Annotated in this window: 16 protein-coding genes; all 16 read right to left on the reverse strand. The window is 72.5% G+C overall.

The genetic code is table 11. The features are described from left to right. Nucleotides 1–211 precede the first annotated feature (211 nt). Entirely contained in the window at nt 212–1,453 is a 1,242-nt protein-coding gene (locus BLASA_RS03830; RefSeq protein WP_014374694.1) for a flagellar hook protein FlgE, read from the reverse strand. Between the two features lie 41 nt (nt 1,454–1,494). Further along, entirely contained in the window at nt 1,495–1,926 is a 432-nt protein-coding gene (locus BLASA_RS03835) for a flagellar hook assembly protein FlgD (RefSeq protein ID WP_014374695.1), read from the reverse strand. A gap of 30 nt (nt 1,927–1,956) precedes the next feature. Beyond that, nucleotides 1,957–3,324, reverse strand: coding sequence for a flagellar hook-length control protein FliK (locus BLASA_RS03840; RefSeq protein WP_014374696.1), 1,368 nt, complete (start codon nt 3,322–3,324; stop codon nt 1,957–1,959). Beyond that, a complete protein-coding gene (locus tag BLASA_RS03845) occupies nt 3,321–4,277 on the reverse strand; it encodes a transglycosylase SLT domain-containing protein (protein WP_014374697.1) in 957 nt (318 codons plus the stop codon). The genes BLASA_RS03840 and BLASA_RS03845 overlap by 4 nt, the downstream gene beginning before the upstream one ends. After that, a complete protein-coding gene (locus BLASA_RS03850; RefSeq protein ID WP_014374698.1) occupies nt 4,265–4,717 on the reverse strand; it encodes a flagellar export protein FliJ in 453 nt (150 codons plus the stop codon). The genes BLASA_RS03845 and BLASA_RS03850 overlap by 13 nt, the downstream gene beginning before the upstream one ends. Before the next feature lie 124 nt (nt 4,718–4,841). Continuing rightward, nucleotides 4,842–6,152 (reverse strand): FliI/YscN family ATPase, encoded by a 1,311-nt coding sequence (locus tag BLASA_RS03855; RefSeq protein WP_014374699.1) that lies wholly within the window; start codon nt 6,150–6,152, stop codon nt 4,842–4,844. Continuing rightward, complete coding sequence (locus BLASA_RS03860; RefSeq protein ID WP_231839547.1) at nt 6,149–6,982, reverse strand: FliH/SctL family protein; 834 nt, start codon at nt 6,980–6,982, stop codon at nt 6,149–6,151. The genes BLASA_RS03855 and BLASA_RS03860 overlap by 4 nt, the downstream gene beginning before the upstream one ends. Further along, on the reverse strand, nt 6,975–8,033 hold the full coding sequence (gene fliG, locus BLASA_RS03865; protein ID WP_014374701.1) for a flagellar motor switch protein FliG: 1,059 nt from the start codon (nt 8,031–8,033) through the stop codon (nt 6,975–6,977). Before fliG ends, BLASA_RS03860 begins: the two co-directional genes overlap by 8 nt. After that, entirely contained in the window at nt 8,030–9,622 is a 1,593-nt protein-coding gene (gene fliF / locus BLASA_RS03870) for a flagellar basal-body MS-ring/collar protein FliF (RefSeq protein ID WP_014374702.1), read from the reverse strand. Before fliF ends, fliG begins: the two co-directional genes overlap by 4 nt. After that, nucleotides 9,622–9,936, reverse strand: a complete 315-nt coding sequence (gene fliE, locus BLASA_RS03875; protein WP_014374703.1) for a flagellar hook-basal body complex protein FliE — start codon at nt 9,934–9,936, stop codon at nt 9,622–9,624. Before fliE ends, fliF begins: the two co-directional genes overlap by 1 nt. Continuing rightward, nucleotides 9,936–10,340 carry a flagellar basal body rod protein FlgC gene (gene flgC, locus BLASA_RS03880; protein WP_014374704.1) on the reverse strand — a complete coding sequence of 135 codons (405 nt, stop codon included), beginning with the start codon at nt 10,338–10,340 and terminating at the stop codon, nt 9,936–9,938. Before flgC ends, fliE begins: the two co-directional genes overlap by 1 nt. A gap of 2 nt (nt 10,341–10,342) precedes the next feature. Then, on the reverse strand, nt 10,343–10,690 hold the full coding sequence (locus BLASA_RS03885) for a flagellar basal body rod protein FlgB (protein ID WP_014374705.1): 348 nt from the start codon (nt 10,688–10,690) through the stop codon (nt 10,343–10,345). 452 nt (nt 10,691–11,142) lie between these two features. Then, the gene (locus BLASA_RS03890) at nt 11,143–11,562 is read right to left on the reverse strand and encodes a hypothetical protein (protein WP_014374706.1); all 420 of its coding nucleotides are present in this window, start codon (nt 11,560–11,562) and stop codon (nt 11,143–11,145) included. Beyond that, nucleotides 11,559–11,945 (reverse strand): flagellar export chaperone FliS, encoded by a 387-nt coding sequence (gene fliS, locus BLASA_RS03895; protein WP_014374707.1) that lies wholly within the window; start codon nt 11,943–11,945, stop codon nt 11,559–11,561. The genes BLASA_RS03890 and fliS overlap by 4 nt, the downstream gene beginning before the upstream one ends. Before the next feature lie 46 nt (nt 11,946–11,991). Beyond that, the gene (gene fliD, locus BLASA_RS03900) at nt 11,992–13,353 is read right to left on the reverse strand and encodes a flagellar filament capping protein FliD (protein ID WP_014374708.1); all 1,362 of its coding nucleotides are present in this window, start codon (nt 13,351–13,353) and stop codon (nt 11,992–11,994) included. Between the two features lie 139 nt (nt 13,354–13,492). Next, complete coding sequence (locus tag BLASA_RS03905) at nt 13,493–14,347, reverse strand: flagellin (RefSeq protein WP_014374709.1); 855 nt, start codon at nt 14,345–14,347, stop codon at nt 13,493–13,495. Between the last annotated feature and the right edge of the window lie 27 nt (nt 14,348–14,374).

Below are 14,374 nucleotides of genomic sequence, written 5' to 3' on the forward strand. Positions count from 1 at the left end.
TGCTCGGTGGGGCCCGGGAACGGGCGGGAACGGCCCTGTTCTCATCGGCCCGGGAAGGAACTTCCTTGAGCCGAAAAGCCCTGGCCGGAGGGCTGCGCAGGCCAGGTGACGGACGGCCCGGTCACCTCCAGGGGTGACCGGGCCGTCCGGTGGCCTTCCTCCGGGGGCCCACCACGCGTTCGCGAGTGGTGGGCCGGACGGAGGTCCGCTATCAGCGCTTGAGGTTGACCAGGTCCTGGAGGATCTCGTCGGAGGCGGTGATCACGCGGCTGTTGGCCTGGAAACCGCGCTGGGCGACGATCAGGCTGGTGAACTCCTCGGAGAGGTCGACGTTGGACATCTCCAGCGCGCCGGAGGTGAGGACGCCCCGGCCGCCCGCGCCGGCGATGCCGATCATCGCCACACCCGAGTTGTCGCCCACCCGGAACGAGGAGTTGCCGGCCTTCTCCAGACCGCTGGGGTTGTTGAACGCTGCCATGGCGAGCTGCCCCAGCGGCTGGCGCAGCCCGTTGGAGTAGACGCCCATGATCGTGCCGTCGTTGGAGAGCTGGAAGGACTGCAGGGAGCCCAGCGCATAGCCGTCCTGCTCGGGGGCGGTCACCTCGCTGGAACCGGCGAACTGGCTGATCGAGCCGAGCTCGACGGCCACCGGACCCGGCCAGCCCACGTCGGCGGGGTCGAACGCGATACCGCCGACCGGCGTCAGCATGGTGCCCGCGGTGTCGAAGGTGACGTTCCCGTCGAACGGCGTGCCGTCGGCGTTGGTCAGCGTCAGCGGGGGGCCGCCGCCGTTCTGGACGGTCAGGTTCCAGGTGTCCGTGGCGGTCTTGGTGATCGTGTAGGTGACCCGCTGCTCGACGCCCTGGGCGTCGTACATCGTGGTCGGGATCTGCACGGACGTGGGGACCGGCGCGGCTGCGTCGAGGTTGCCCTCGAGCAGGCCGGAGGCGGTCGCCGACGGGTTCACGATCTGGCCGTAGGGCACGGTGAGGTCGCCGATGGGCCCGTTGGCGTTGATGACGCCGTCGGCGTCGGCCACCCAGCCCTGCAGGACGCCACCGTCGGGCGTCACCAGCCGGCCGCTGGCGTCGAAGTCGAACGAGCCGGCCCGCGTGAACAGCTGCTCACCCGCGGCGCCGGTGGTGACGAAGAAGCCGTCGCCCTCGATCATGAAGTCGGTCGAGCGGCCGGTCGACTGCGTCGCCCCGTTCGTCCAGTTGGTGGTGATGGCCGCGAGCTTGACGCCGAGGCCGATCTGGGCGGGGTTCGTCCCGCCGCGCTCGGCGGCCGGGGCGCCGCCGGCGCGCACGACCTGGGACAGCGTGTCCTGGAAGACGGTGGAGCTGCTCTTGAAGCCGACCGTGTTGACGTTGGCGATGTTGTTGCCGGTGACGTCCATCTTGGTCTGGTGGGCACGCAGACCGGAGATGGCGGAGAACATGGAGCGGAGCATCGGGGGTCTCCTCCGGGTGGAGTGGGGAAGGGGGCGGCGGGTCAGCGGGTGGTGGGGCTGGCCGGGCGGATGCCGACGTCGGTGATCCGGCCCAGCGGCACGGCGACGCCGCCGATGGTCGCCACCGCCTCGGACGTGTCCGTCCCCAGGCGGACCGAGCTGACGACGCCGGTCGTCGCGGCGCCGCGCTCGTCGGTGTAGGTGACGGTCTGGCCGACCATGGCGCCGGCGCTGCTCGAGCGCTGCAGCGCGAGCATCGAGGCGTTCTGCTTGGCGATCTCCTCGAGCTTCTCCACCTGGCTGAAGGTCGCCGTCTGCGCCATCAGCTGGTTCGTGTCGGCCGGGTTGCCTGGATCCTGGTACTTCATCTGCGCCACCAGGAGCTTGAGGAAGGTGTCCTTCCCCATCTGGTCGCCGCGGTCCACGGCGGTCATGGCCGAGTACGTGGGCCCGCTCGGGACGGTGCCGCTCACTGCGTCCGGCATCGGTCGTCGGCCTCCAATTCAGACGCGCACGTCCACGCCGGACGACGTGGATCGGGTGGTGGGCTGGGGTCGCCCTTCTCCGCTATCGGCAGGACGACCCCATGACCGTGACCGTTCACCGGGCTGGTTCTGCTGGGAACCGCGCTCACCGGCGCCCTGCTGGGCCTGCTGCTCGGCGGCGTGCTTGGCCAGCCACGACCCACCGGAGTCCGCGTCCACCTCGACGCGCGAGGGGCTGAGCCCGGCGGCCTCCAGGTCGCGGCGGAGTTCGGGCAGGGCATCGAGGAGGGCCGCCCGGCCCAGCTCGTGGGCGCCCCGCAGGTGCAGGTCGAGGCTGCCCTGGTTGACGGTCACCTGGACCTCGACCGGACCGAGGTTCTCCGGAGTGAGGACGAGGGTCATGGTGTGCGAGCCGTTGCCGGCGCTGCTGAGCACGGCCACCTGGCGGGCGACCTGGCCGGAGACCGGCTGCGTCGCGTCCGTACCGGTCGCGGCACCGGTGCCGCCGACCGCGGTGGAAGCCGTCACCGGGCCGGTGGCGGGCGCCGGGAAGCCGGTGATCGGGGGAACGGCGGTGTCGGGCTCGCCGGCGGCAGGAGCAGCGGCCGCGGTGGCCGCCGGCTCCTCGTCCGGCCGGCCGTCGCTCCCGGAGGCGCCGGTGCCGCCGGCGGACGGGGCGGGCACGGCGACCACCGGCACGGGCGCCGCGGTGCCGCCCGCCGGATCGGCAGCGGGGGCCGCGGCCGGCTGGGTGGCTCCGGCGCCCGGGACTCCCGAGGTGGGGCCGGCCGCCGCCACGGTGACCACGGTGAGCTGGGTGGCGGCATGCGACGTCGCAGCGGCAGGGGTGCCGGTGGCGGGCGTGCCGGCGGGGACCGGAGCCGTGGCGGCATCGACGGACGCCCCGGGCACGGCGGTGGCGGGGACGGCCCCGGCGCCAGGCGCCGGAACTGCCGTGGTGGCGGCCGGGGCGGCAGGGGCGACCGCGGCCTCGCCCGTCGGAACCGTCCCGAGGGCCACGGCCCCCAGGGCGGGAACACCGGACACGGAGGTACCGGAGACGGGGACGCCGGTCACCTCGGCCGACGGCGCGGCAGCGCCGCCGGCGAGCGTCATGGCCCACAGCGCCGCCGCCACGCCCGCCGCCGCGGCGTCGGCGGCCGGTACGGGAATGCTCTCCTCGGCCTCGCCGCCGGTGGCGGAGTCGCCGGGCGCCTGCTGGCTGCCACCGCCGCAGGTGGCGTCGCGGAGCGGGGCGCGGCCGCCGGCCAGTGCGCCGTCCAGCGCCGAGGCGAACGGCGCGGCGCTGTCGGTCGACCCGCCGCCGGAGGACGGGCCGGGGGCGGCCCGTGCAGCTGGGGCGGCGACGGTCACGGGAGCTGTCATCGGTAGGCCTCTGCCTTGCTCATCACGGAGCGGACGTAGTTCTGGGTCTCGGGGTAGGGCGGGATGCCCCCGTGGCGGCTGACCGTGCCGGGTCCGGCGTTGTAGGCCGCCAGTGCCAGGTCGGTGGAGCCGAACTGCCTGGTCAGGCTGCTGAGGTACTTCGCGGCGCCGTCGATGGCCGAGCCCGGGTCGAGCGGGTTGACGCCCAGACCCTTGGCGGTGGCCGGCATGAACTGCATGAGGCCCTGGGCGCCGGCCGGGGAGACCGCCGAGGAGTCGAAGCCGGATTCCTGGCTGGCGACCGCGGCGAGCAGCGAGGCGTCGACGCCGTGCCTGCTGGCCGCCCGCGAGAACAGGTCGGCGTACGGCACACCGGCGAGCGCACCACCGGCCGCGACCGGCAGGGCCGGAGCGGCCGCCGCCTCCGGGAGGACCCGGCGGATGAGCGCCGGGGTGCCGACCGGCTGCACCTTCACCGATTCACCGGCCTGCGGGGCGGCGACCATCTGGCCGTTGCCGATGTAGATGCCCACGTGGTCGATGCCGGCCCGGGAGGAGGAGTGGTCGAAGAAGACCAGGTCGCCGGGGCGGGCGGTGGCCAGGGAGGCGACGGCCGTGCCGGCGGTGGCCTGCTGGGAGGAGGTGCGGGGTAGCTCGATGCCGAGGTTCCCGTAGACCAGCTTCGTGAAGCCGGAGCAGTCCAGCCCCTTGCTGGGGTCGGTGCCGCCCCAGAGGTAGGGGACGCCGAGGTACTTCTGCGCCTCGCTCACCACGGCGCTCTCCGACGCGGTGCCACCGGCCGTCGACCAGGTGCTCACCGAGGAGCTCCCCGTCAGACCGGCGGAGCGAGCGACCGAGGCCCAGCTCGCCGAGCCGGCAGCGGCGGCGGCCACCGGCTGGAAGCGGGCCTGGATCTCGGTGATCCGGGCCTGGACCGCGCTCAGTCCCTCCACGTCGGCCCCCTGAGGCCGGCGACCCGGACGGCCCGGCCGGTCACGAGGTCGTCGGCCGCCCGCTCCTCGGCCACGTCGGCGATGTGCTGCTGGGCCAGACGGTGCCGCTCGGCGAGCCGCTCGAGGCCCTTGGTGCGCTGGGCGGCCGCGGTCCACTCCGCCCGCACGGCCTCCGCCTGCTCGGCCGACGCGGTCGCCAGCGCCCGCGCGTCGGCGGCGTCGGTGGCGGCGGTGCGCAGCAGCACCATCGCCGCGACGAAGGAGCCCGCGGGCATGGTGCGCGGGAGCTCGGCGCTGCCGAGTGCCGTCTCGTGCTCCGTGGCGCGCCGGTCGGCCTCGGCGGCCGCGGTGGCGGCCGCGGCCGCCGAGGCCGCCGCGGTGCGCTCCTCGGTGCGGCGCAGCTCCAGGACCGGCTGCAGCCGGAAACGAGTCTGCTTCACCGGGCACCCTCGTGCGCCGTCGCCATCCCCTCGTAGGCAAAGGAACCTATGCCTACGGAGATGGCGCTCAAACCGTATGCACAGGTTCCTATGCCCGAGAGCGCGTGGTCAGTGGGCGGCCGGCTCATGCGCCTCTCACGATCCGCTGCAGCCACGCCCAGGCCTCGGCCGGCGGGGTCGACTCACCCATCGGCTGCTGCAGGAACGCGTCGATGGTCGGCGCCAGCTGACGCGCGCGGTCGACCAGGGGATCGCTGCCGGCCTGGTAGGCGCCGATCTCGATCAGCTCCCGAACGTCCCGCAGCGCACCCATGAGCCGGCGGACCTCCCGGGCGTCGGCCATCTGCGCAGGCGGTACCACCGCGCCGGCGACGCGGGAGATCGACTCCAGGACGTCGATGGCGGGGAAGTGGCCGGTCGTGGCCAGCGTGCGGGTGAGCACGACGTGCCCGTCGAGGATCGACCGGGCGGTGTCGGCGATCGGCTCGTTGTGGTCGTCGCCCTCCACGAGGACGGTGTAGAGGCCGGTGATCGAGCCCGTGGCGCCCGTGCCCGCCTTCTCCAGCAGCTGCGGCATCATCGCGAAGACGCTCGGCGGGTACCCGCGCGTGGCCGGTGGCTCACCGGCGGAGAGACCGACCTCGCGCTGCGCCATGGCGGTGCGGGTGATCGAGTCCATCAGCAGCAGGACGTCCCGCCCCTCGTCGCGGAAGGCCTCGGCGATGCGGGTGGCGACGAACGCCGCCTTCAGGCGGACCAGCGGCGGCTCGTCGGAGGTGGCGACGACGACCACCGTGCGGGCCATCCCCTCCGGGCCGAGGTTCTCCTCGATGAACTCGCGGACCTCGCGGCCACGCTCGCCGATCAGCCCGATGACGCGGACGTCCGCATCGGTGCCGCGGGTGATCTGGGCGAGCAGGCTGGACTTGCCGACGCCGGAGCCGGCGAAGATGCCCAGGCGCTGCCCCTTGCCGCAGGGCACCAGGGTGTCCAGCGCGCGGACCCCGAAGGTCAGCGGCTCCGCCACCCGGGCGCGCGAGAGGGCGTGCGGCGTCCGGGTCTCCAGGTCGACCCAGGAGGCCAGGCCGCCCAGCGGCGGCCCGCCGTCGACCGGACGGCCGAGCCCGTCGAGCACACGGCCCAGCAGCGCCTCGCCCACGGGGACCTGCAGCGGGCGGCCGGTCGCGCGGACCGGTGCGCCGGCGTGCACGCCGGACAGCCCCCCGAGCGGCATGCAGGTGAGCCGGTCCCGGCCCACCGCGACGACCTCCGCCAGCAGCGGCTTCCCGGTCGGGTCGATCTCCACCAGGTCGCCGACGGCGGCGCTCACGCCGTCGACGCTCAGCGTCAGGCCCATCGCACCGGTGACGACGCCGGTGACCTGGGGCCGCGCGGCGGCGCGGGCGCGCTCGAGGACGGTGGCGGGGACGCTCACGAGCCCAGCACCGCCCGGACGCGCTGCAGCGCGGTCCCGAGCTGGGCGTCGATGCGGCGCGGCCCGGACTCGGCGATCGCGCCGGCCCGCTCCACCGACGGGTCGCCGATGACGCGCACGGTGCCGGGCAGCTCGGCGAGCGCCTCGGCGGGCACCTCCGCCAGGTCGTCCGGGTGCAGCCGGACGACGGCGGGAGCGTCGGCGGGGCAGAAGGTCAGCGCCCGGCGGACGGCGTCCATGGCCGGGTCGTCGGCGAGCGCGAGCTCGCGGCCGAGGATGTCCTCCACCAGGGTCACGACCGTGCCGACGATCGACTCGCGGATGTCGTCGGCGACCGGTCGCGCGGTCTCCTCCAGCTGCCGCGCGGCCGCGCCCAGGGCAGCGGTGGCCGAGACCAGCCGGCGCTCCCAGCGCGCCTGCACCTCGGCGAGTCGCTGCTCGGCGTCCCGCCCGACCTCGGCGACGACGGACTCGGCGGCGAGCAGGCCCTCGGCGTGGCCGGCGGCGAAGCCCTCGGCGCGGGCCTGCGCCCGGAGCCGTGCGAGCTCCTCGGCGTAGACGTCACCGAGCCGGAACGAGGGCTTGCCCCCGGCGACCGGCCGGTCCTCGGCGCGCCGCACCGAGGTCCGTCGCTCCACGGCGGAGGGCTGCACCGGGACCGGTGCCGACGGCGCCGGCGCGGCCGGGACCGCCGCGACCGGCAGCTCCTCGATGGCTTCGCGGGCCACCGGTACCGCGGCGGCCGGCGTCAACGCGCGCTCGGCCATGACCTCCCGGTACGGCCGGGCCTGCGCGGCCGGACCGCCGCGCAGCACCGCACCTTCACGCAACGAAGTCATCGTCCCCGCCGCGGTTGATGGTCAGCACACCCTGCTCCTCGAGGGTGCGGATGACCGCGACCACCTTGGCCTGGGCCTCCTCGACGGTGCGGGTGCGCACCGGGCCGAGCAGCTCGATCTCCTCGGCGAGGTTCTCGGCGGCGCGCTCGGAGAGGTTGCGGCGGATCTTGTCCTGCACGTCGGGCCGCACACCCTTGAGCGCGGTGGCCAGGTCGTTGGCCTCCACCTCGCGCAGCACCAGCTGCAGGGAGCGGTCGTCGATGGTGACGATGTCCTCGAAGACGAACATCTGCGACCGGACCTGGTCGGCCAGCTCCGGGTCGGTGCTGTCCAGCCACTCGAGGATCGAGCGCTCCGTCGGCCGCGGGGAGCGGTTGATGATCTCGACCAGGGTCTCGACACCGCCCACGGTGGTCATGTCCTGGTGGGCCAGGATCGACCCCATCCGGCGGCCGAGCTCCTCCTCGACCAGCCGGACCATCTCCGGGGACGTGCGGTCCATCGTGGCGATGCGGTGCGCGACCTCGGCCTGCTGCTCGGGCGCGAAACCCGACAGCACCTCGGCGGACTGGGCCGCCGTCAGGTGGGCGAGCACGAGCGCGATGACCTGCGGGTGCTCGTCCTTGAGGAAGGTGACCAGCTGGCGGACGTCGGCATTGCGCAGCGAGGCGAACGGCACCTCGGTGTAGACGACGTTCAGCCGGGACAGGATGTTCTCGGCCTTGTCCTGGCCGAGGCCGGCGGCGAGGATCTCCCGGGCGAAGTCGACGCCGCCGCGGCCGATGAACTGCTGGGCGGTCATCAGGCCGTGGAACTCGCGCATGACGTGGTCGACGTCGTCGAGCTCCACCGACCCGAGCTTCATCAGCTCGCGGGTGATCGCCTCGACCTCGCGCGGCCGCAGCTGGGCCAGCAGCACGCCGGCCTCCTCCTTGCTCATCTGGGCGAGGAAGACGGCGGCCTTGCGCAGGCCCGGCAGCTCCGGCCGTGGCGGGGTGGCGACGACCGCCCCGGGCATGGCGGGGATGCTCGCGAGGGTCATGGCTTGCTCTCGCTCAGCCAGCCGCGCAGCATGGCCGCGACCTCGTCAGGACGCTCGTTGACCATCGACGAGATCTCTCCCCGCACCTTCGCCCGCTGCGCCGCCTCGAGCTCGAGCGCGGCGTTGTCGGCCTGGACCTCCTGCCGGACGCTGGACACCCGCAGGCGGTCCAGCTCGGCGAGCATGTCGTCGTCGAGCTCCAGCGGCTCGTAGTCCTCCTCGACGTCCTCCTGGCGGCGCGACCGCAGCCAGACGATCAGGACGACCAGCGCGATCCCCGCGGCGATGCCACCGGTGCGGATCATCGACCACATCTGCTCGCCGGCCTCGGCCTCGCGCGCCGCCTCCATCGCCGCGGCGGCGTTCTCGGCCGCGGTGTCGTCGAAGGGCATCGCGGCGACGGTGATCTCGTCGCCCCGGGCCTGGTCCAGGCCGACCGCGTTGGTCATCAGTTCGGTCATCTGCTGCTGGTTGAGATTGCCGGCGACGGCGTCGTCCATGACGACCGAGACGGTCAGCCGGCGTAGCGCCCCCGGGGCTCCCTCGACCACCTCGACGGTCTTCCCGACGGCGTTGTTGGCCGTCGTGGACTCCTTCTCGTAGTTGGACTCCCCGCCACCGGCGTTCTCGGCTGCGTCGGGCATGTTCTCCGGACCCAGAATGCCTCCGACCGGGGCACCGCCACCCTCGTAGGTCTCGGTGGTCGTCTGCTCCGAGATGGGCGGCGTGCCCTCCTGGAAGTCGTAGGTCTCGGTGGTGGTGTTGCGCTGGCTGAGGTCGACGTCGGCACGGACCGACACGACGGCGTTCCCGGCACCGACCACCTGGTCGAGGATCTGCTGGGCGTTCGCGGCGAGGCGGTTCTCGTACTCCTGCTCGACCTGCGAGCGCGCGTCGCCGGCGGCGGCGGAGATGCCCTGGCCGGGGGAGGAGAGCACCTGGCCGCTGGAGTCGGCGACGGTGACCTGGTCGGGGTCCATGTCCTGGATGCTGGACGAGACCAGGTTCGTGACGGCCTGGATCTGCTCGCCGGACAGCGCCGTGCCGGGAGCCAGGTCGAGCAGGACCGATGCGGTGGGCTCGGCCTCCTCGGTCACGAAGACCTCGTCTTCGGGGAGCGCGACGTGGACGACGGCGGAGTTGACGCCCGCCAGCGACTCCAGCGTGTTGGCCAGCTCGCCTTCCAGCGCCCGCTGGTAGGTCACCTGCTGCTGGAACTCGCTGGTGGTGATGCCCTGCTCGTCGAGGAGGGCGTAGCCGGTGTCCTGGCCGGCCGGCAGGCCCTTGCCGCTCATGCTCAGCCGCAGGTCGTAGACCGCGTCCTTGGCCACCATGATCGTGCTCCCACCGTCGGCGAGCTCGTAGGAGACGCCCTGGGCGTTGAGCTCCTCGACGATCGCGGAGGCGTCGGAGGCGGCCAGGTTGGAGAACAGCGGGGCCTGGGTCGGCGTGGTGATCCAGCTGTAGAAGAAGAACCCGCCGAGGGTCAGCCCGGCGAGCAGGAGGCCGATGACGACCTTCTGCCCCAGGTTGATCGCGTCGAACGTGGAGCGGGCACGCTCCAGCGTCCCGGCGAGCGCCGAATTCATCAGATCTGCATCCTCATGATCTCGTTGAAGGCCGCGACGGCCTGGTTCTTGATCGTCACGACCATCTCGGTCGCCAGGCCGGCCTCAGCACTGGCGATCATGTAGTCGTGCACGTCCTTCAGGTCGCCGGTGGCGGCCTGCACGGCCAGCTCGGAGGTCACCGACTGCGTGGCCTGGAGCTTGTCGAAGGTGGAGGCGAGGACGGCGGCGAAGCCGTCGGCGCCCTCGGTCGCGGGAGTGCCGCGGGTGCTGCCGGCGACGCCGGTGACCGCGCCGATGCCGACGGGCGGGATACCGCCGAGCGGGATGGTCATCAGCGCTTCCCGAGCTGCAGGGCGGCCTGGTAGGCGTTGGTGGCCCGCTCGACGACGGCGAGGTTCGCCTGGTAGCCGCGCTGCGCCATCATCATGTGGGTCATCTGGTCACCCAGGTCGATGTCGGGGTACTTGACGTAGCCCTCCGCGTCGGCCAGCGGGTGGTCGGGCTCGTAGACCATGCGGCCCTCGGGGTCGCCGAACTCGGCGCGCGCGACGCGCACGCCGCCCTCGCCGGTGCCGTAGTCGACGGCCTGGGCGACGACGAGCCGCTCCTGGAAGGCGTCCTCGTCGGTGCGCCGCACCGTGTTGATGTTGGCGATGTTGTCGGCGGCGGCGTCGAGCCACTTCCGGTGGGTCATCAGGCCGGACTGCGAGATGCTCAGTGCCTGGAACATGCTCATGGTCAGGACGTCCTCAGGGCCGTGCGCATCGAGTTGTACTTCCCGTCGAGCGCGTTGAGTGCCAGCTGGTAGCGCAGCCCGGTCTCGGTGGCGATGACCGTCTCCGCATCGAGGTTGACGTTGTTGCCGTTGGTGTTGGTCGGCTCCAGTGAGCGGAGGGTGGTGCCGCCGGAGATCGCCGGCGTCGATCCGCTCCGCACCGCGCCGCGCAGCGACGTCTCGAAGTCCGTCCGCCCGGCCAGGAAGCCGGGCGTGTTGACGTTCGCGATGTTGTCGGCGGTGACGCGTTGCCGCTGCGCGAGGCCCGCGAGGGCCGAATGCAGGACCGACATCGTGGAGTCGCCGATCATCGGGCGGCTCGCCGACGGGTGGAGCAGGACACGATCGACCTCCGGGGTAGGCGGAAGAGCACTCGCGAGCGAGTGCGGGGCCGCCGATCCGTGGCGAAGGTGGTGCTCTCCGTGCAGACACGTCATCGGCACCGAGGCGCCGAGGCCTGACCGCAGGTCCGCCACACGAGGGACGGCAGCGACCGGATGGGGTGACCGTGGCGGATGTGACCAGCGGTGACCTCGCCGTGTCCTGGCCGACCGGGACGGAGGGCGTCGCCCTGCGGATGCGGCGGCGGCAGACGCCCGCCATCCGCACCGTCGGGTCGCCGTCCTCGCGCTGCACCGTGAGGACGGCGACCTCAGGGTGAGGACGACGGAGCGGTGGGAGCTCCGAGCTCGTGCCAGCCGGAAACGACAGCGCTCCCGGTCCTCCGTGACGGAGGCCGGGAGCGCAGGAGCCGGGGACGTCTCTACAGGGCTCGGTCGACGAAGGAGGCGACAGGCCGGCTGGGCGCGTAGGACATGCGGGCGGCGACGTCGCGCTGACGTTGCGACTGCAGGATCCGCTCGACCAGCTGTTCCGCGACGGCGAGCTGGTGCTGCAGCAGCTGGGCGGCGCGCTCCCGCAGGTCGGTCGGGATCGGGCCGAGGTCCGCCGGCGGCACCCAGTCCTCGGTGCGTCGGCCCCAGGCGGCGATCTCCTCGGCTCGGCCACGGGCAAGTGCAGACTGGGCCTCCAGCACGTCGCCCTCGAGCTCGTCGAGGGCCCGCTGCCAGTTCGCTGTCGATCGCCGGCGGTCGTGTTCGTCGGCAGCCGTGCCCCCGCCCGGGTAGGGGTTGTGGCCGAAGCCCGCGGTGGCCGAGCCGGCCACCGGCGGGATGCCGCTCATGAGACCGAGCCGGCCATGGACATGGCGGCCTGGCGCCAGGCGTCGCGCAGCGGCTCCACGACCTGGCGGCAGGAGGCGATCCGGTTGGCGTCCTGCTTGAGATTGGCCTGCACGAGCTCCCCGAGCAGCCAGTTGTAGAGACCCGCCAGCCGGGGGCCGCCCTCCCAGGCGTCTACCCGCAGGCTGGAGAGCAGCTCCATCACGATCGCCTGGGCGTGCTGGAGTTCGTCGTTCCCACGAGACCGATCCCCGCCGGCGACCGCCTCCTGGGCGCGCTGGAGGTCGAGGGCCAGCCGGTCGTACAGCATCACCAGGATCTGCTGGGGCGAACTCGTGGCGACGGTGTCACCGAGGTAGCGGGCGCGGAGGGAGGCGGCACTCATCGGGAAACGGCTCCTGGAGCGAGAAGGTGTGCGGATGGGGCGGTCATCAGGCCGAGGGCAGCGAGCCGAGCTGGCCGGCCAACCAGTTGGATTGATTCTGCAGCGAGCTCAGCGCCGTCTCCATGGCGGTGAACTGGCGGGTCAGCGCCAGCTTGCGGTTGGCCAGTCGGATGTCCCAGTCGGCGATGCGGTCCTGGATGTCGCGGGCCATTGAATCCTGGCCCTTGGCGAGCGAGGTCAACGTGCCGGTCGTGGTGTCCGACGCGATGTCGGCGACCGTCCGCAGTCGCTCGGCAATTCCGGGGACAGCGGCCACGTCGCCGCCGTTTGCATCCTTGCCGGCGGGGGTTCCCGCGAGGAGAGCCCGCGCCAGAGAGGGGTTGTCCTTCAGGGCTGAAGTGAACTTTTCCTCGTCGAAGGTGACCGTGCCCTCGCGGGTGAGCTCGATGCCGATCTGGGCGGGGGAGCCGTTCGCGCCGACGGCCCGGGCGACGGCGTCGAGGAGTCGCCCGCTGATCGCTGTGACCGCGTACTCGCCACGCAATACGGCCCGGCTCCCGGGGGCGTTGTCGGCGGAGGACTTGATCTCCTTCAGCGTCGCGTTCACCGCATCGATGAACGCGGAGACCTTGCCGGTGACGGCCTCGGGGTCGGCGACGACGCTGACGGTGACGGGTGTGGTCTCCACCGTGCTCACCGTGATCGTGGACCCGCTGAGGACGCCTTCGAACACGTTGCTGGCGGAGGTGACCGAGTAGGCGTCGGCGGTCGTGCCGACCTTGAGTTCGGCGTTCTGGCCGACGGTCGTGGCCTTGAAGGTCGTGGTCCCGGCAAGGGAAAAGGCCGCGTCCTTGCCCGAGGTCGCGGCGTTGATCTGGAGGGCGAACTCGTTGGCGCTGGTCTGTACTACGGAGGCCACGAGGCCGAGATCGCTGCGGGCGTTGATCTTGGCGGCGACCTGGTCCAGTGACTCCGTGCCGTCGAGGGTGATGATGCCCTTGCTGGTCGTGCCGTCGAGGCTCTTCACCTCGATGTCGGTGATGTTCGCTGCCGTCGTCGTCGAGGTCCAGCGGGGGGTGCTCACCGTGGAGTGCGTGGCCGCGACCGACGCGACGGTGAAGGTCAGCGAACCGGGGGAGGCGGTCGCGCCTGCGGTGATGGCCACGCTGCCGGCGGAGCTGGTGCCCTTGGCGCTGGTCCACGTCTCCGGCTTGAGCAGCGTCTGCGCCGAGGCGCTCAGGGACTGCAGCGAGGAGTTGAGCTTGCGGTAGGCACCGGCGGTGTTCTCGGCGAGCGAGAGCCGGTCCTTGAGCGCCCTCTGCGGGGCTGCCTCGACGGCCAGCAGTTGGGTGACCAGCGACCCGGTGTCCATCCCGGAGACCAGACCCATGCTCATGCTCATCGTCATGTCATCTGCTCCTGGGCGTCGACGGGACGGTGGTGGCGGGGCGTGGAGGTAAGTGAGTGAGGGGGGAGGCCCGAGGGCCTCCCCCCTCACCCGGGGTGGTGCTGAGGAACGGTGCCCTCAGCTACTCAGCCGATCGGGATCAGCGGAGCAGCGAGAGGACGCCCTGCGAGGCCTGGTTGGCCTGCGCGAGCATCGCGGTGCCGGCCTGGGACAGGATCTGGGCCCGGGTGAACCCGACCATTTCCTGCGCCATGTCGGCGTCACGGATCCGGCTCTCCGACGCGGAGAGGTTCTCCACCGCGACGTTGAGCGAGTTGATGGTGCTCTCGAACCGGTTCTGCGAGGCGCCGAGGGTGGCGCGAGCCGACGACACCGTCTTGATCTGGCCGTCGATGCTGGCCAGGTCGGCGGTGGAGTTGGCGTACGCCGTCGTGCCGTCACCGGTCACGCTGGTGCCCACAGCCGTGATGGCGGCAGCGACCGCCGTCATGTCCTCGATGTTGACCGTGACGGTCTCGCCGCCGTTGGCACCGGTCTGGAAGCTCAGCGCGAGCGCGCCGCCGGCACCGTCGCCCTGGAGCAGCTTGGTCCCGTTGAAGTCGGTACGCGAGGCGATATCGCCGAGCGCCGCACCGAGCTCGGTGATCTCCTTGCCGATGTAGCCCGCAGCCTCCGGGCTGACCGCACCCGTGTTGGAGGCCTGCACGGTGAGGTCACGCACGCGCTGCAGGATGGCGTGAACCTCGGTGAGGGCACCTTCCGCCGTCTGGACGACAGAAACACCGTCCTGGGCGTTGCGCACGGCGACCTTGAGCCCGCCGACCTGCGAGCGCAGGCCCTCGGAGATCGCCAGGCCGGCCGCGTCGTCGGCGGCGCGGTTGATCCGGAAGCCGGAGGAGAGCTTCTCCAGCGACTTGCTCATCTGGGTGTCCGTGATGGACAGGTTGCGGTGAGCGTTGAGCGCCGCGATGTTCTGGTTGATGCGCAGACCCATGATGTTCCTCCTTGGACGGGGTCGTAC

It is taken from the genome of Blastococcus saxobsidens DD2 (assembly GCF_000284015.1).
Lineage (GTDB): Bacteria > Actinomycetota > Actinomycetes > Mycobacteriales > Geodermatophilaceae > Blastococcus > Blastococcus saxobsidens_A.